This is a genomic window from Clostridium estertheticum, assembly GCF_011065935.2.
Lineage (GTDB): Bacteria > Bacillota > Clostridia > Clostridiales > Clostridiaceae > Clostridium_AD > Clostridium_AD estertheticum_A.
The window spans coordinates 3,025,922-3,043,453 of record NZ_JAAMNH020000001.1 but is presented as its reverse complement, the minus strand read 5'-3'; the positions used below and the strand labels follow the sequence as shown (position 1 = coordinate 3,043,453).

Here is a 17,532-nt window from a genome sequence, read left to right as displayed (position 1 = left end):
AAGGGCAAAAATGTATAAATTACTTAAGAAAAGTGGTAAAGTAAGACGTGGAGAATTTACAACTCCTCACGGAACTATTCAAACACCTGTTTTTATGAACGTAGGAACTCAAGGGGTTATTAAGGGTGCCGTTTCTAGCATGGATTTAAAAGAAATCAATTGTCAAGTTGAATTATCTAATACCTATCATTTGCACTTAAGGCCTTCTGATAAGGTTGTAAGGCAAATGGGAGGACTTCATAAATTTATGAATTGGGATAGACCTATTCTTACAGATTCAGGTGGATTTCAAGTATTTTCTCTATCAGCCATGAGAAAGATAAAAGAAGAAGGGGTTTACTTTAATTCACATATTGATGGAAAGAAAATATTCATGGGCCCAGAAGAAAGTATGCAAATTCAAAGCAATTTAGGATCTACCATTGCGATGGCCTTTGATGAATGTATACCAAACCCATCTACTAGAGAATATGTAGTAGATTCAGTAGCAAGAACTACAAGGTGGCTCGAACGATGTAAGACTGAAATGGATAGATTGAATTCTCTTGAGGATACTGTAAATAACAAACAAATGTTATTTGGAATAAATCAAGGGGGAACATACGCGGATATCAGAGTAGAACATGCTAAAGCTATTGCTAAAATGGATTTAGATGGCTATGCTATTGGTGGCCTGGCTGTGGGAGAGTCTCATGAAGACATGTATAGAATCATTGATGCAGTTGTTCCATATTTGCCGCAGGATAAACCAATATATCTTATGGGGGTAGGTTACCCAAGTAATATTTTAGAAGCAGTGTCAAGAGGAGTAGACTTTTTTGATTGTGTTTTGCCCGCAAGAAATGGAAGGCATGGACATGTGTTCACAAGTGATGGTAAAATAAATATAATGAATGCTAAATTTGAACTAGATGCTGCTCCCATTGATGAAGGGTGTCAATGTCCTGCTTGCAAACATTATACAAGAGCCTACATAAGACACTTATTTAAGGCAAAAGAGATGCTCGCCATGAGGCTCTGTGTACTTCATAATCTATATTTTTATAATAAGCTTATGGAAGACATTCGATCTGCTATTGATAATGATTGTTTTGAAGAATTTAAGGCTGAAAAACTAGCTCAGTGGAATGAAAACCCATAATTAATTGCTATAATATGATTACCCTATAAAAGTAATAATAAGTAATGTTATTATTCTTAGGAATTAATTTTTATAGGAGAATTATTTTATTATAATTTAAAAAATATTGAAAGGAGGGGAATATAAATGAATCAAATAGTATCTTTATTACCTATAATATTAATGCTTGTGGTGTTTTATTTAGTAGTATTTATACCAGAAAATAAAAGAAAGAAAAAATATGCTGCACTTTTAAATGATTTAAAAGTAAATGATGAAGTAATGACTAAAGGCGGTATAATTGGGAAAATAGTCAATATGCAAGAAGAATTTGTTATATTAGAAAGTGGTCCTGATAGAACTAAAATTAAATTAGCAAGAACCGGAATAGGTTCTGTTAAAAATTCAAGCAGTTCTGATGTGGTATTAGAGAAAAAGTAAAGAATTAAGTAATAAAACCCCCTTTTTAATCATAATTAATATTATAGATTTCAACTAAATTTTTTTAGTTGAAATCCACAAAAAAGGGGGGATTTACATGGAAAACAAAGTAAAATATTCTTGTGCTGCAGAAGGTGTATTTAGGGCTTCAATTTTAACCTTAATTGTATTGGTAGCCTATTCTATTATAACAGGCTATTTACCAGCTAGCATGAAGGTAACATCTGTTTTTTATATTGTAATAACATTAGTTAGTGTGCTTTATGGGTCAGTATATGCTGCAAAAAAAGCAGGAGAAAAAGGTTGGCTAATGGGAATTATGGTGGCAGCTATTTACATGTTAGTATTATACCTAGTTAAAGTCGTTGGTGGTGGAAGCACTGCTATTGGTATGAGAGAAGTAGTAAGGACAGCTTTAGCACTAGGTATAGGTACACTTGCTGGAATGCTTGGAATAAATCTATAGAAATGCTTTATTTAGCCAAGATATTATGATATAATCATACCGAAACTTTACGAATGGAGGAATTGAAATGAAACATATAAAAACTATAAATAAAACAAGTATTAAAGAAAGTTTAAAAAAACCAGGATGCAAGGAATGTGCTAATTCTTGTCAATCAGCATGTAAAACTTCTTGTACAGTAGCTAATTTAGCGTGTGAGAACTAATATTACTAATGTGGCAGTAACACTTAGGGTTACTGCTTTAAATTTGTTAGGAGGAAAATAACTTGTCACTAATTCATAAATATATACAAGACAACGAGTATTATGTAATTGATGTAAATTCTGGAGCACTACATGTAGTTGATGAAATAGTTTATGATCTTTTGGATGATACTTCCCTTAGAGAAAAAGAAGAGTTATTAGAAATTTTTAAAGATAAATATATGGTAGAAGATATTGAAGAAGCTTACAATGAAATTTTGAGCTTAATCAAGGAAGAAATGCTATATACAGGAGATTTGTACAGAGCAATTGCAATGGAAAGTGGAGAAAAAGAGTCTTATATAAAGGCATTATGCCTAAATGTAATACATGATTGTAATTTAAGATGTAAATACTGTTTTGCTGATGAGGGTGAATATCATGGTGCTAGAAGCGTCATGTCAGCAGAAGTGGGAATGAAAGCAATAGATTTTGTTATAGAGAAATCTGGTCCAAGAAAAAACATTGAGGTGGATTTATTTGGTGGAGAGCCGCTTATGGCTTTTGATACAATAAAAGAAATAGTGGAACATGCTAAAGTCCAAGAAAAACTTCATAATAAATCTATAAGATTTACTATGACAACTAATGCTACATTGCTCAATGACGAAATCATGAAATATATGGATGAAAATATGGGTAACATAGTACTTAGTATAGATGGTAGAAAATCTGTTAATGATAAAGTTAGAGTAAGAGCAGATGGAACTGGATCCTATGATAGAATACTTCCTAACATTAAAAAAATGGTTGATATGAGAGATAAGTCAAAAGCTTATTACGTGAGAGGAACTTTCACTAGAGAAAATACTGACTTTTTTGAAGATATAAAACATATGGCAGATTTAGGTTTCAAAGAAATATCTATAGAACCAGTGGTGCTTCCGAAGGAACATGCACTATCACTTAGAGAAGAAGATTTGCCGGTTATTTTTGATCAATATGATAAATTATATAAGGATATGCTTCAAAGACACAAGGATGGAAATGATTTTAAATTTTATCATTTTAATATAGACCTTAAGGGTGGACCTTGTGTTTATAAGAGAATTTCTGGTTGTGGAGCAGGTCATGAATACATAGCTGTTACTCCGGATGGTGATATATATCCTTGTCATCAATTTGTTGGTAATAAAGATTTTCTAATGGGTGATATATATAATGGAATGCATAATAAAGAAATGGAACTAGAGTTTAAAGAAGCACACATTTACAACAAACCTAAATGTAATGATTGCTGGGCTAAATTTTATTGTAGTGGTGGATGCCAAGCAAATAACTTTAATTTTAATGGAGATATGCATATTCCTTATGAAATTGGATGCAAAATGCAAAAGAAAAGGATAGAATGTGCTATAGCTTTAAAAGCAAAAACAATGGATAAATAAATAGAATTTACCTAATATTGACTAATTTTGTTAATCATAATATAATTGTATTTATGATTAAGCAACAAAGGGGGATAAAGATGAAAAAGAAAAAAAGCATGATATTGTTTTTCACCACTGTTTTAGTTATTGTAATATTGGCATATACAGGTTTTAAAGGATTTACAATAGGCGCTTATAGGTTTAAACCATTTACTGAAACAATAAATAAAGGGTTAGATTTACAAGGCGGAATTTCTGTTTTAGAAGAGGTTCAAGGGGAAAAGCCAGATTCAAAAACATTAGACAGAGCAATTGAGCTTATTTCTATGAGAGTAAACAAAATGGGAATTAGTGAGACATTAGTTACCAAAGAAGGTAATAATAGAATTAGAATTGAGATTCCAGGTGTATTCGATTCTAAAGAAATTCTTGATACTGTTGCAAAATCAGGAGAGCTTAAATTTGTTGGCCCTGATAAAGTGACAATTCTTACTGGTAAAGATGTAAAGGATGCTTCTGCATACCCAGGTCAAGATAATAAACCTACTGTAGGTCTTGAACTTAATGCAGAAGGTACGAAAAAATTCGCTGCAGCAACGCAGAAATTTTTAAATCAGCCAATAACCATTTATATGGATAATGTGGAGTTAACTAATCCTACAGTGCAAGCAGTTATTACAGATGGTAAGGCTGTTATTACAGGTAGTAAAGATTTAGCGGAAGCTACAAGACAAGCTCAAATTATAAAATCAGGAGCATTGCCTGTAACTTTAAAAGCTGTTTCAGTTAAAACAGTAGGTGCTACTTTAGGTACAAATGCATTATCATTAAGTATGAAGGCTGGAGCTATAGGGACATTATTTGTATTCATATTTATGCTTTTATATTATAGGGCACCGGGTATTATTGCAAATATATCATTAATTTTATATGTGGTTTTGGTTCTTGGTGCATTTTCAGCCATTAACGCCACTTTAACACTTTCGGGTATAGCAGGATTCCTGCTTACAATTGGTATGGCAGTAGATGCTAATGTGTTAATATTCGAAAGAACAAGAGAAGAACTAAAAACTGGAAAATCAATAAAATCTTCTGTAGATGCTGGTTTTCATAGAGCATTGCCATCAATATTAGATTCAAACATTACAACTATAATTGCTGGTTTAGTTCTTTATATGATGGGAACAGGCTCAGTTAAAGGTTTTGCACTTACATTAGTAATTGGTGTAACTATAAGTATATTTACCGCACTTACATGCACTAAATTCTTATTAAAATTAGCAGTCGAAATGGGACTAATAAGTAAAACATCTCATTTTGGCGTGAAGAGGGGGTAAGCATATGTTAAAGATAGTTGAAAAAACTAAAATATTCTTTGCTGTGTCGCTATTCGTAATTTTAATAGGAATGGGATTTATGGCAACAAAAGGACTAAACTTAGGTATTGATTTTAAAGGTGGTACAGCACTTGATATGAAGATGAATCAGACTTTTGTAAAAGCAGATGTTGATAAAATAATTGATAAACATGCAAAGGGTGAATATTTATCAAAAACGATAAATGATGGTAAGGAGCTAGAAATAACCGTAAAAAGCGATGCTCTTTCTCCATTAGAAATAGGAACCATGGTAAAAGATATTAAGGCACAGTTTAAATCTAGTGAATTATTGTCACAAGATACAATTGGTGCATCTATTGGTACTGAATTAAAGACAAAAGCAGTAACTGCTTTAATTGTTGCTATGATTTGTATGTTAATATATGTGGGATTTAGATTTGAATTTAACTTTGGAGCTGCGGCCATAATTGCATTAGTACATGATATTTTAATTGTGGTTACAGTATATGCAGTGACCCAAACACCAGTAAACGCAACTTTCATAGCTGCTATTCTTACTGTAGTTGGTTATTCTATTAATGATACTATTGTTATATTTGATAGAATAAGAGAAAACCAAAAGATTATGAGAAAATCATCTATAGAAGAAATTACTAATACAAGTGTTACACAAACTTTGGCAAGGTCAATAAACACAGTTGCTACAGTTTTAATTTGTATAATTTCGGTATATGTATTTGTACCATCTATCAGAGATCTTAGTGGTCCATTAATTTTCGGTATAGCAGTTGGATGCTATTCTTCAATATTTATAGCAAGTCCAGTTTGGGTATTGCTTAAAAATAGAAATAGTAAGAAAACTTCGAAAGCAAGAGCATAAGAAGCAATTGCTAAAGTTACACTTTGGCTCAAATAGTTAAAAATTAAAGACAGAGAAGTATGATGTATTAACTACTTCTTTGTCTTTTTTAATTTTGTTAAACAGGAAATTTTAAAATTTGTAGGTTTCCTATTAACTTTGAGGAGTTTTTATGGTGGATTATCTTAAAAACATGCAAAAGAATAATACTGGCTTTATAGATTATAATATGTATAATCCATTTTTATTAAAAGGAATGGAGGATGCATTATATAGGATTGTCAAAGCTATAAATGAGAGAGAAAAAATTGTCCTTTATGGATTTTATGATGTAGATAGTATTACAGCAATTTCCCTATTGATGTTAGTGTTGAAGTTTCTAAATGCTGATGTTGAGTATTTTATACCAAGTCAGCAGAGCGAAAGCCGTGATTTAGTTGAAAGTGATATTACTAAGCATATAAAATATTTAGGGCCAGGACTTATCATAACCTTAGGCTGTGGCATCAATTCTTTCAGTGAAATAGAATTATGCAAATACATGGGAATTGACGTTATAATCACAGATTTTCATGAGCCTATTAAAAGACCGCCAGACACCATTGTTGTGAATCCAAAACAAGAGGGTTGCAATTATCCTTTCAAAGGGCTATGTACTTCAGGAGTAACCTTTAAAATAGCACAAGCGATATCCTCCTACTACAAGATGAAATCCATAAACAAATATATGGATTTGGTAATGATAGGTACTATTTCTAGTAAAACAAAGCTTGAGAGTGAAAATAGAATATTTGCGCAAGAGGGTATGAAAAAATTAAAAAACACAAATAATTATGGAATTTGTGCACTACTAAAAACTCATAATATTGTTGATATTAATGAAGATACAGTATCAAAATTAGCATTAACAGTTATGCCTACCATTAATGCTGTTGGAAGAATGGATAATGCTAAAATTGTTGTTGAGTTATTTATTACCTCAGATAGCAATAGAGCATTGCAGATATCAAAGTACTTAGATAAAGAATTAAAAAATAGTCTTATGTTTAGGTGAGATACTACATAATCTTTGTGTTGCATAAATAACGCATTATAATATATAATAAGCAGTATTGATGAAAAAAGAAAACTAATCAAATTTTGCTGTGTTTGTAAACTTTGATTTTATTTTTAGGGGGGGGAATTATCGTGGATTTAAAAGATAATATTAGAATAATAGAGGATTTTCCAAAAAAAGGTATCAGTTTTAAAGATATAACTACCTTACTACAAGACCATAAAGCCCTTAAGCACACTATTGATGAAATGGTAGCATATTTAGAAGATAAAAAAATAGATGTAATAGTAGGACCAGAAGCTAGAGGGTTTTTATTCGGTGTACCAGTAGCCTATGCTCTTGGAGCGGGATTTGTTCCAGTTAGAAAGCCTGGTAAGTTACCTTATGGCACTATAGAAATTGAGTATGACCTGGAATATGGCTCAGATAAACTTGAAATTCATAAAGATGCTATAATACCTGGACAAAAGGTAGCTATAGTAGACGATTTACTTGCTACAGGCGGTACAGTAGCAGCAGTAACAAAACTTATAGAGCAAATGGGCGGAGAGGTTGTATCCTTAAACTTTGTAATTGAATTAACAGAGCTTAATGGAAAGGACAAATTAAAAGGTTATGATATAATGTCTCTTGTAAAGTACGATATTTAATTCTTATTTAAATTTATGTAGTAAATTACTAAATTCAAATTGCATAATTCTACATAATATTATATAATATTAGTAAAAAGTATCGGCTGGTTAATTAAACCAGCCTTTGATTTTAGGAGTGTATAAGGCATGTTAGAAAAATTGTTATATAAGATTGAAAATAATTGTAATATTCTAGATAAAGATCTTATTATTAAGGCCTTTAATTTTTCTTACGCTGCACATAAAGAGCAAAAGAGAGAATCAGGAGAGCCTTATATTGTGCACCCAGTAGAAGTTGCCTGTATTTTGGCGGAAATGGGACTCGATACCAGTACAATTGTTGCGGGCTTACTTCATGATGTAATTGAAGACACAGTATATACTTATGAAGATATAAGCAGAGAATTCAGTATAGAAATAGCAAATTTAGTTGAGGGGGTAACAAAGCTTGGTCTCATAAAATATAAGACAAAGGAAGAGGAACAGGCAGATAATATACGCAAAATGCTCTTAGCTATGGCAAAGGATATTAGAGTTATACTTATTAAACTTGCAGATAGGCTGCATAATATGCGTACGCTAAAATATATGCCTGTTGCAAATCAAAAGCTAAAGGCAAAAGAGGTTTTGGATATTTATGCACCCCTAGCCCACAGACTAGGCATGTCTAAAATTAAATGGGAACTAGAAGACTTATCACTCAGATATTTAAATCCAAATGAATATTATAATTTAGTTCGGAAAATTGCAGAAAAAAGAGTTGAGCGAGAAGAAAATATCAGCAACATAATAACTGAATTAAAATTAAACTTAAATATTGTAGGAATAGAGGCTGACATTGATGGAAGGCCAAAACATTTTTACAGCATTTACAGAAAAATGGTTGCCAAAAACAAAACTATAGATCAAGTTTTTGATTTGACTGCAGTTAGAATTTTAGTTAATGATATTGGAAATTGCTATGCAGCGCTTGGGATAGTGCATACGGTTTATAAACCAATTCCAGGAAGATTTAAAGATTATATTGCAATGCCAAAACCTAACATGTATCAGTCCCTTCATTCAACAGTAATTGGACCTCACGGAAAACCTTTTGAAATTCAAATTAGAACCTATGAGATGCATAAAACTGCCGAATATGGAATTGCTGCCCATTGGAAATACAAAGAGGGCAAAGAGAACAGTGATGATGAAAATTTTGATTCTAAACTTTCTTGGTTAAAAGATATTCTTGAATGGCAAGGGGAAACCTTTGACGCAGAAGAGTTTATGGAAGGATTTAAAATTGATTTGTTTTCAGATGAAGTATTTGTGTTCACACCAAAGGGGGAGGTTATTAATTTACCCCTGGATGCAACACCAATTGATTTTGCCTACAGAATTCATACAGATATAGGTCATAGGTGCATGGGTGCAAAAGTAAACGGACGAATGGTGCCACTGGAATATCAACTAAAAACCGGAGAAATAGTTGAAATTGTAACTTCGCCATCGCCTAAGGGTCCTAATATTGATTGGCTTAACATTACAAAGAGTAATCAAGCTAAAAGTAAAATTAAAGCTTGGTTTAAAAAGGCTAAAAGAGATGAAAGCATTGAAAAAGGTAAAGAAGTATTAGAAAGAGAATCCAAAAGACAAGGACACAATTTTGGAGAAATTGCCAAGGGAGAAGCCATAGAAAAAATATACAAGAAATATAATTTTAAAACCCTAGATGATTTATTTGCTTATGTTGGAGTAGGAGATATTATGCCTTCTACTGTAGTTAATAGATTGAGAGAGGTTTTTGAAAATAAAAACAAAACAGAAACTTTGACAATCGAGGACATTGAACAAAAGATAACCAAGGCTTCAGCTAAAGAAGAGAAAAAGAAAATGGATTTTTCGGGGCTAATCGTCAAGGGAGAGGGCAATGTGCTTGTAAGGTTCGCTAAGTGCTGTAATCCAGTTCCAGGTGACGAAATAATAGGTTATATAACTAAGGGACGTGGAGTTTCTGTTCATAGGCGAGATTGTAAAAATGTTGAAGCCTTGATGAAAAATGAAATTAATAAAGTGGTGGAGGTAAGTTGGGGAGCTTCTGAGGGAAAAGGCTATATTACTGAAATTGAAATTAAAGCAGATGATAGGTATGGTTTATTGTCTGACATAATGGAGGTAATAACAGTAACAAAAACTCAATTGTACTCAATTAACGCAAAAACGCTAAAAAATAATGTGGCTTTAATAAATATAAAGTTAAGAGTTGCTGATACTGAGCATTTGAAGGAATTACAAAAGAAGATTACTAAATTGACTGGTGTAATAGAAGTATACAGAATTAAAAATTAGTGGATACTTTTTATATTTAGGAGATGGATATTTATGAGAGCAGTTGTGCAAAGAGTAAAATCCTCTAAGGTTGAAGTAAATGGTGAATTAATTAGTGAAATAGGTTTTGGGCTAAATGTTCTCCTAGGCATTTGCCAGGAAGACACGCAGGAAGATGTAAAATACCTAGTGGATAAGATTTTAAACCTAAGGATTTTTGAAGAAGATGAAAAAATGAATAAGTCCCTTCTAGACGTAGGTGGGGAAATGATTGTAGTTTCACAATTTACACTATATGGAGATTGTAGAAAAGGCAGAAGACCGAATTTTATGAGAGCCCTTGGTGGAGAGGGAGCCCAAATATTATATTTGGAATTTGTTAATCAATGCAGGTTAGTATTAGGTGAAGTTAAAACTGGAGATTTTGGTGCGGATATGCAGGTTTTTATACAAAATGATGGACCAGTGACCTTAATTATAGAGAGTAAGAAAGACTTCTAGGAGGATTAATATGGAAATTAGAAAACTTGTTACAGGAATATATGGATCAAATTGTTATATAGTAATGGATGAAACTACAAAAGAAGCTATAGTTGTAGATCCAGGTGGTGATGTGGAGGATATTGCTGGCGCTATAGATGCTATGGGTGCGAAAGTTTTGTATATACTTTTGACTCATGGACACCTAGATCATACCACCGGTGTGGCTAAATTAAAAGCCATTACAAAGGCTATAGTATGTATAAGCAAAGCAGACGACGACTTAATAACAAAGGGTGAGTATTTATTTGGTCCTCTTATTGAAGGTGGGGCAGACAAATTACTAAAGCAGTGGGATGTAATAAAAATTTCTAACTTAGAGTTTACTTGTTTAGATACACCAGGCCATACACCTGGTGGTATGTGCTTTAAAGTTGAAAATGCTGTTTTCACAGGAGATACTCTTTTTACAGGTTCCATCGGAAGAACAGATTTTACAGGAGGAGATTTCAATACTATAATTATGAGTATAAAATTGAAGCTTTTATGCCTTCCTGGGGATACTATAGTGTATCCAGGTCATGGACCAAGTAGCACAATAAACAATGAAAAATTGGGAAATCCTTTTTTACAAGGTTAATGTAATCCAAAAAAAAGTTATAAACTAAGGAGCATAAGGAGTTAAAATGATTAAGGTAAAATTAAATAATGCAGATTTTAATTATGACGTATATCAAATGATAAATTTATTTTTTTTATTTGCAGATATTAAATTTGTAGAGGAAAATTATGATTTTAATATTGAAGTAAATGAAAAGATAGTAACAATACAAAAGGGCCCTGAAAGTTTTGAATACAAGGTTGATAATTCCTATAAACTTAAGGATGAAGTAAAAAAAGCTGTTTTTTTATATTTTTCAAAGAGTACAGAAAATCAGCTTCCTTGGGGTACTTTAATAGGAATTAGGCCTTCAAAAAAAGCTCTTGAACTACTACAAGAGGGATACTCTGATGATGCTATAATAGAACAGTTCAAAGAAAAACATGTTACAAGGGAAGATAAGGCACAACTTTGTATTGATGTTGCAAAGTTTGAGAGAAATATTGTTAATAAAAACAAGGACACTATAAGTGTTTATATTGGGATGCCCTTTTGTCCTACCCGTTGTCTATACTGTTCTTTTGCAGCGAGTCCTATAGAAAGATGCAAAGATATAGTACAGCCTTACCTTGAGGCACTGTCTCATGAGATTAGTGAAATAAGTGATTACATTAAAACTAAAAAACTAAATATCGAATGTGTCTATTTTGGAGGCGGTACGCCCACTTCTGTAAATGATGAGCAATTTGAATTTATAATGAAGTGTATTTATGAAGCCTTTACGGAGCATAATAATGTACGTGAATTCACAGTAGAATGCGGAAGACCGGACAGTATAACTTTTAATAAGTTATCTACTATGAAAAAGTATGGAGTGCATAGAATAAGCATTAACCCTCAAACTATGAACGATGATACCTTGGAATTAATCGGAAGAATTCATTCCGTAGATAGCGTTATAGAGAAATTTGTTATGGCAAGACAATTAGGTTTTGATAATATAAATATGGACTTAATAGTAGGACTGCCTGGGGAGAAAATTTCACATATAATAAAAACCTGCGATGAAATATTTAAAATTAAGCCTGACAGTATTACAATTCATGGTTTGTCCATAAAAAGAGCTTCTAAGCTCCATGAAAAGATGCTTAATAATTATAGGTTTGAAGTTCCTGTTCAAGAAGAATTAAACCAAATGTATGAGCACACTGTGGAATTATCTAAAAGACTGCATATGAAACCTTATTATATGTATAGGCAAAAAAATATGGTGGGCAATATGGAGAATATTGGATATACAACACCAGGTAGCGAAGGAATATATAATATTCAAATGATTGAAGAAAAACAGACAATTATTGCACTTGGTGCTGATGCTGTTTGTAAAGTTGTTTTTTTAGAGGAAAACAGGCATGAAAGATTTGCAAATATTAAGGATGTTAGAGAGTATATAAAAAGGCTAGATGAGATGATCCTAAAGAAAATTGCACTACTAGATACATTATATAGTTGAAAGTTAAAACCCTAAGTTAAACAAAAGGAGGTATAAAATGGATATTCAAGCACCTAAGGGTACTAAAGATATATTACCTGAAAATATTTATAAATGGCAGTATGTAGAAAATTTATTTAGAAAATTATGTTCTGTGTATGGGTGCCGTGAGATTAGAACACCTATGTTTGAACATACTGAATTGTTTAAAAGAGGTGTAGGAGAAACTACAGATGTAGTTCAAAAGGAAATGTACACTTTCGAAGATAAGGGTGGAAGAAGTATTACACTAAAACCAGAGGGAACAGCACCGGCAGTAAGAGCGTTTATAGAAAACGGTATGTTTAATGAGGTGCAACCTACAAAGTTATATTATTTTACTCCTTGTTTCAGATATGAGAAAATGCAAAAGGGAAGATTTAGAGAACATCATCAGTTTGGGGTAGAAGTTTGCGGCTCTGTGGAAGCTTCCATTGATGCTGAAGTCATTAGCCTTGTTATGAGAGTATATCAAGAGCTTGGAATAGAAGGTGTTCAATTAAAAATCAACAGTATGGGATGTCCGAGTTGTAGAAAAAAATATAATGATGTATTAAAAGAATTTTTAAAAGAGAAATATGAGGATCTTTGTGAAACTTGTAAAAGTAGATTTGAAAAAAACCCACTAAGAATTTTAGATTGTAAAGTTAATAGTTGTAATGAAATAGTTAGTGGCGCACCAATTATATCCGATTACATTTGCGTTGAATGTTCGACTCACTTTGAAAGCTTAAAAAGTTACCTGAACGTTATGGATATAGCCTTTGATGTGGATCCACTTATAGTAAGGGGACTCGATTATTACACCAAAACTGTATTTGAAGTGCTTGACAAAAATGGTCTTGCTCTCTGTGGTGGTGGAAGATATGATAATTTAATTAAACAAATAGGTGGACCAGATGTTCCAGCTATGGGCTTTGGTATGGGAATAGAAAGACTATTAATGGCACTGGAAGAAAACAACATAGAAATACCTAAAGAAAGATACATGGAGATTTATGTTGGATCAATGAATGGTGAATCTAAATATGAGGCAATTAAAATTGTGAATTCTCTTAGAGAACAGGGAATAAAATGTGAATGCGATCATATGGAGAAAAGTGTAAAGGCTCAAATGAAATATGCAAATAAGATTGACGCCTCCTATACAATTATTTTAGGTGAAGATGAAATTAAAACAGGAATTGCTAAAATAAAAAGAATGTGTGATGGACAACAGTTTGAAATTAAATTAGATAATTTACAAGAAATTATTAATATAGTTAAAGCTTAATTCACAGCCCTTAACTTTAAAGGTTAAAAATTAAGGGCTAAGGGCTGTGAATTAAGAATTAACTGTCAAGAGAGGAAGGGAACAAAATGGCAGAAGCATTAAATGGTTTAAAGAGAACAAATATGTGTGGGGATCTTCGTGAAACACACATATCAAGTAAAACAACAGTAATGGGTTGGGTTCAAACAAAAAGAAACTTAGGAGGGCTTGTTTTTATCGATTTAAGAGATAGAACAGGACTACTTCAGTTAGTTTTTGGTGAAGAAATAAACAAGGAAGCTTTTGAAAAAGCGGATTTAGTGAAACCAGAGTACTGTATTGCTGTAACTGGTGAAATAATTAAAAGACAATCTCCTAATGACAATATGCCAACTGGGCAAGTAGAGCTTAAAGGAGAAAGTATAAAGATATTATCTGAATCAGAAACTCCACCTATATATATAAAAGAAGATTTAGATGCCTCAGAAAATATACGTCTAAAATATAGATATCTTGATTTAAGAAGACCAGATATGCAAAAAATTCTTATGACACGCCATAAGACAACTAAAGTAATTCGAGATTTTTTAGATGAGAATGGTTTTTTAGAAATAGAAACGCCTATGCTTACAAAAAGTACTCCAGAAGGTGCTCGTGACTATTTAGTTCCAAGTAGGAATTATCCAGGAAATTTTTATGCACTTCCACAATCACCACAATTGTTTAAACAATTATTAATGGTGTCTGGATATGATAAGTACTTCCAAATAGCAAGATGTTTTAGAGATGAAGATTTAAGATCAAATAGGCAACCTGAATTTACACAAGTGGATATAGAGATGTCATTTATAGAGCAGGACGATGTTATAGCAGTAAATGAAGCACTTATTAAAAAAGTATTTAAAGAAGTAGTAAATGAAGATGTTATGCTTCCTATGAAAAGAATAACATACAAAGAAGCTATGGATAAATATGGCTCAGATAAACCAGATTTAAGATTTGGAATGGAAATAGTTAATATTACTGAGGAGTCAAGTGATTGTGAATTTGTAGTATTTAAAAATGCCATAGATAATGGTGGCTCAGTAAGAGCAATAAAAGTTACTAATTCTGCAGATATGGGCAGAAAAAAATTAGACAAATTAGGTGAGTTTGTTAAAGCTTACAAAGCAAAAGGCCTTGCCTATATTGCGTGTAAAGAAGATGAGATTAAATCCCCTATAGCTAAGTTCTTAAGTGAAGTGCAAATGCAAGCTATATTAGATAAGGTGGAGGCAAAGGCTGGAGATTTAGTACTTATTGTTGCAGATAAGGATAGCGTAGTTCTACAAGCACTGGGTGCTTTAAGATTACAGTTAGCTAAAGAGCTAGAAATCTTAAAAGATAATAAAGAATTTAACTTTGTATGGGTTACAGAATTTCCACTGGTAGATTATAACGAAGAAGAAAATAGATATGTAGCAGCTCACCATCCCTTTACAATGCCAATGGATGAAGATCTACAATATTTAGAGTCAGAGCCGGGTAGAGTTAGGGCTAAAGCCTATGATATGGTATTAAATGGAGAGGAATTAGGTGGCGGAAGTATAAGAATACACGATTCTAGTCTACAAGAAACTATGTTTAAAGTTTTAGGATTTACTCAGGAAAAGGCATGGGAAAGATTTGGCTTCTTACTAGAAGCATTCAAATTCGGACCACCACCACACGGCGGACTCGCATTTGGACTAGATAGAATAACAATGTTCTTAGCGGGAACAGAAAACATTAAAGATGTAATAGCATTCCCTAAAAATCAAAATGCTTTCTGTCCAATGACCCAAGCACCAAACATAGTTGATGACAAGCAACTTCTGGAATTAGGTATCACAAAAACAGAAATAAAAAAATAACACATTAAGTGTGTATTATTATAGTAAACAGCATAATATATAAAATATTATGCTGTTTTTATGTCCATAATTTTTAAATATACAAAATTTATGTATTAATTCCACTGTTTATACCTTGATTTGTAATAATTCTGATGCTATAATTATTAATAGTACCTATACCGGGTATGGTAATTGTGAACAGTATTTATATATTCCATTAAATTAGATAACGGTATAGCGCCTAAGATGACAATTAACTAATGACATTGGTTCACTATATTATGTATAGGAGTGGTAAAATGACAACAGAAAAAGATAAAGCAATAAATGATGAGCTAGTGAGAGATATTCAAGTGAGACTAAGAAAAATAGAAGGACAGGTTAAAGGCATAGAAAAAATGGTGACTAGTGAAGCTTGTTGTAAGAACATATTGGTTCAAGTTGCGGCAGCTCGCGCCGCTATGAGTAAGGTTGGTGGCTTAGTTTTAGAGAGGTATACAAAAAACTGTCTTTTACATGAAGATGACCCAATTGAAGAAGAAAAAATTCAGGAGCTAGTTTCAACTTTCCTTATGTTTTTAAAATAATAAATAACTATAAAAAATAAAGAAGTAAAATTTGATAGCAAATTTTACTTCTTTATTTTTTTGAAAATTGTACTTATGGAAGATACAAAAACTATTCCAATTGCAATAGCTCCTGCACTAAACAGGGTTTCAACACCTTTGGATAGAGAAGCATCAAAATTCCCTCTTACTGCCTCAAGAGTGGCATAATACATTCCACCACCTGGAACAAGAGGTATAATTGCACAAATTATAAATATGGTAACAGGACTCTTATAAATTCTTGCCATTATTTCTGAGTAAATACTACCTACAAGAGAGGCAAGAAACAATGAAAAAACTAAGGAGGGTTGTAGTCTTGCGGTAAGAAGATAGGTGAACCAGGTAAGACCTCCTCCAAGTGATGCGATAATTAGGTTTTTACCTCTAATATTAAATAATACTCCAAAACCGAGAGAACTTAAAAAAGCATAAAATGAATTAAGGATCATATTAAACCACCTCCAAATAACAATACCCATATTTTGAAAACTATACTTGTGCCTGCAGATATGGCAATAGCTACGAATAGTGCTTCTATTGACCGTGATACCCCAGAAACTAAATCTCCAGCAATAGTATCCCGTATTGCGTTTGTTATAGAGATTCCCGGAACTAGTATCATTATGGATCCTATTATTATAGTATCCATATTACCTACTAAACCTAAAGCTGCTGCTATAAGAGCTATGGTTGCAGCTAAAGCACCACCTAACATATTTTTGAGAAAACCATTCATCTCTAATTTTTCTAAATATCCACTTAAATAATTTATAAGAGCACCAATTATAAAGGCTATAAAAAAATCTTTATAATTTCCGCCAAAAAGCAAGGTGAAGAATCCTGAGGATCCAGCAGCAAAAAATGTTGTGGTTCTTCGAGAATATGGTGGTATATTATTAATATACTCAATTTCTTTTCTCATATCTGCCATGGATAGAGGCTTTGAAACTATTTGCCTTGACAAATTGTTTATCATGGCAACCTTACGAAGATTAACGGTTCTAGTATTTATTCTTCTAACTAATGAAATAGTCCTATTTTCACTGTTAGTAATTGAGACCATAATGCCAGTTGGAGTAACAAAACTTTCAGTGTGCGGTATGCCATAGGACTTACATATCATAGTAATTGTTTGCTCAACTCTATAAGTTTCTCCGCCATTTTCTAATATGATTTTACCAGCTTCGGTAGCTACATGAATAATATCATCAATATGCATGGGATCTCCTTTCAGTACAAAACTAATTTTAGATTTTTATAGCTATGATAAATCGTAAATACAAAATTATGTATATTATATAATAAATTCGCACTATCATTATATACCATAAATCTAATAAAACATTA

At 32.3% G+C, this 17,532-nt stretch carries 18 protein-coding genes; 16 read left to right on the top strand and 2 right to left on the bottom strand.

The genetic code is table 11. The features are described 5' to 3' along the window. Positions 1 to 10: 10 nt before the first annotated feature. The 16 genes from tgt to G9F72_RS14425 all read left to right on the top strand — a co-directional run bounded on the left by tgt (position 11) and on the right by G9F72_RS14425 (position 16,164). Positions 11 to 1,141: a tRNA guanosine(34) transglycosylase Tgt gene (tgt, locus tag G9F72_RS14500; RefSeq protein WP_164955362.1), complete on the top strand. Its 1,131-nt coding sequence runs from the start codon at positions 11 to 13 to the stop codon at positions 1,139 to 1,141. Between the two features lie 126 nt (positions 1,142 to 1,267). Beyond that, on the top strand, positions 1,268 to 1,561 hold the full coding sequence (yajC, locus tag G9F72_RS14495; protein WP_164955361.1) for a preprotein translocase subunit YajC: 294 nt from the start codon (positions 1,268 to 1,270) through the stop codon (positions 1,559 to 1,561). Positions 1,562 to 1,658: 97 nt separating this feature from the next. Continuing rightward, entirely contained in the window at positions 1,659 to 2,027 is a 369-nt protein-coding gene (locus G9F72_RS14490) for a TIGR04086 family membrane protein (RefSeq protein ID WP_164955360.1), read from the top strand. A gap of 67 nt (positions 2,028 to 2,094) precedes the next feature. Further along, on the top strand, positions 2,095 to 2,232 hold the full coding sequence (gene scfA / locus G9F72_RS14485; protein WP_124999239.1) for a six-cysteine ranthipeptide SCIFF: 138 nt from the start codon (positions 2,095 to 2,097) through the stop codon (positions 2,230 to 2,232). Between the two features lie 62 nt (positions 2,233 to 2,294). After that, positions 2,295 to 3,659 (top strand): thioether cross-link-forming SCIFF peptide maturase, encoded by a 1,365-nt coding sequence (gene scfB, locus G9F72_RS14480; RefSeq protein WP_164955359.1) that lies wholly within the window; start codon positions 2,295 to 2,297, stop codon positions 3,657 to 3,659. Between the two features lie 80 nt (positions 3,660 to 3,739). Further along, positions 3,740 to 4,978, top strand: coding sequence for a protein translocase subunit SecD (gene secD, locus G9F72_RS14475; protein WP_164955358.1), 1,239 nt, complete (start codon positions 3,740 to 3,742; stop codon positions 4,976 to 4,978). Positions 4,979 to 4,982: 4 nt separating this feature from the next. Next, entirely contained in the window at positions 4,983 to 5,861 is an 879-nt protein-coding gene (gene secF / locus G9F72_RS14470) for a protein translocase subunit SecF (protein ID WP_164955357.1), read from the top strand. A gap of 154 nt (positions 5,862 to 6,015) precedes the next feature. Next, a complete protein-coding gene (locus G9F72_RS14465; RefSeq protein WP_318010952.1) occupies positions 6,016 to 6,894 on the top strand; it encodes a DHH family phosphoesterase in 879 nt (292 codons plus the stop codon). A 134-nt stretch (positions 6,895 to 7,028) separates the two neighbouring features. Next, positions 7,029 to 7,547 (top strand): adenine phosphoribosyltransferase, encoded by a 519-nt coding sequence (locus G9F72_RS14460; protein WP_164955356.1) that lies wholly within the window; start codon positions 7,029 to 7,031, stop codon positions 7,545 to 7,547. Between the two features lie 129 nt (positions 7,548 to 7,676). Further along, positions 7,677 to 9,860, top strand: coding sequence for a RelA/SpoT family protein (locus G9F72_RS14455; protein ID WP_164955355.1), 2,184 nt, complete (start codon positions 7,677 to 7,679; stop codon positions 9,858 to 9,860). 33 nt (positions 9,861 to 9,893) lie between these two features. Next, the gene (gene dtd / locus G9F72_RS14450; RefSeq protein ID WP_164955354.1) at positions 9,894 to 10,340 is read left to right on the top strand and encodes a D-aminoacyl-tRNA deacylase; all 447 of its coding nucleotides are present in this window, start codon (positions 9,894 to 9,896) and stop codon (positions 10,338 to 10,340) included. A 10-nt stretch (positions 10,341 to 10,350) separates the two neighbouring features. Beyond that, on the top strand, positions 10,351 to 10,959 hold the full coding sequence (locus G9F72_RS14445) for an MBL fold metallo-hydrolase (RefSeq protein ID WP_164955353.1): 609 nt from the start codon (positions 10,351 to 10,353) through the stop codon (positions 10,957 to 10,959). Positions 10,960 to 11,005: 46 nt separating this feature from the next. Further along, on the top strand, positions 11,006 to 12,433 hold the full coding sequence (locus G9F72_RS14440) for a coproporphyrinogen III oxidase (protein WP_164955352.1): 1,428 nt from the start codon (positions 11,006 to 11,008) through the stop codon (positions 12,431 to 12,433). 37 nt (positions 12,434 to 12,470) lie between these two features. Further along, positions 12,471 to 13,724, top strand: coding sequence for a histidine--tRNA ligase (gene hisS, locus G9F72_RS14435; protein ID WP_164955351.1), 1,254 nt, complete (start codon positions 12,471 to 12,473; stop codon positions 13,722 to 13,724). A gap of 86 nt (positions 13,725 to 13,810) precedes the next feature. Next, the gene (aspS, locus tag G9F72_RS14430; RefSeq protein WP_164955350.1) at positions 13,811 to 15,595 is read left to right on the top strand and encodes an aspartate--tRNA ligase; all 1,785 of its coding nucleotides are present in this window, start codon (positions 13,811 to 13,813) and stop codon (positions 15,593 to 15,595) included. Positions 15,596 to 15,876: 281 nt separating this feature from the next. Beyond that, positions 15,877 to 16,164 (top strand): metal-sensitive transcriptional regulator, encoded by a 288-nt coding sequence (locus G9F72_RS14425; RefSeq protein WP_164955349.1) that lies wholly within the window; start codon positions 15,877 to 15,879, stop codon positions 16,162 to 16,164. A 44-nt stretch (positions 16,165 to 16,208) separates the two neighbouring features. Here the strand turns inward: G9F72_RS14425 and G9F72_RS14420 are convergent, their stop codons facing one another. Continuing rightward, positions 16,209 to 16,634, bottom strand: a complete 426-nt coding sequence (locus G9F72_RS14420) for a threonine/serine exporter family protein (protein WP_164955348.1) — start codon at positions 16,632 to 16,634, stop codon at positions 16,209 to 16,211. Beyond that, positions 16,631 to 17,404, bottom strand: coding sequence for a threonine/serine exporter family protein (locus G9F72_RS14415; protein ID WP_164955347.1), 774 nt, complete (start codon positions 17,402 to 17,404; stop codon positions 16,631 to 16,633). The genes G9F72_RS14420 and G9F72_RS14415 overlap by 4 nt, the downstream gene beginning before the upstream one ends. Between the last annotated feature and the right edge of the window lie 128 nt (positions 17,405 to 17,532).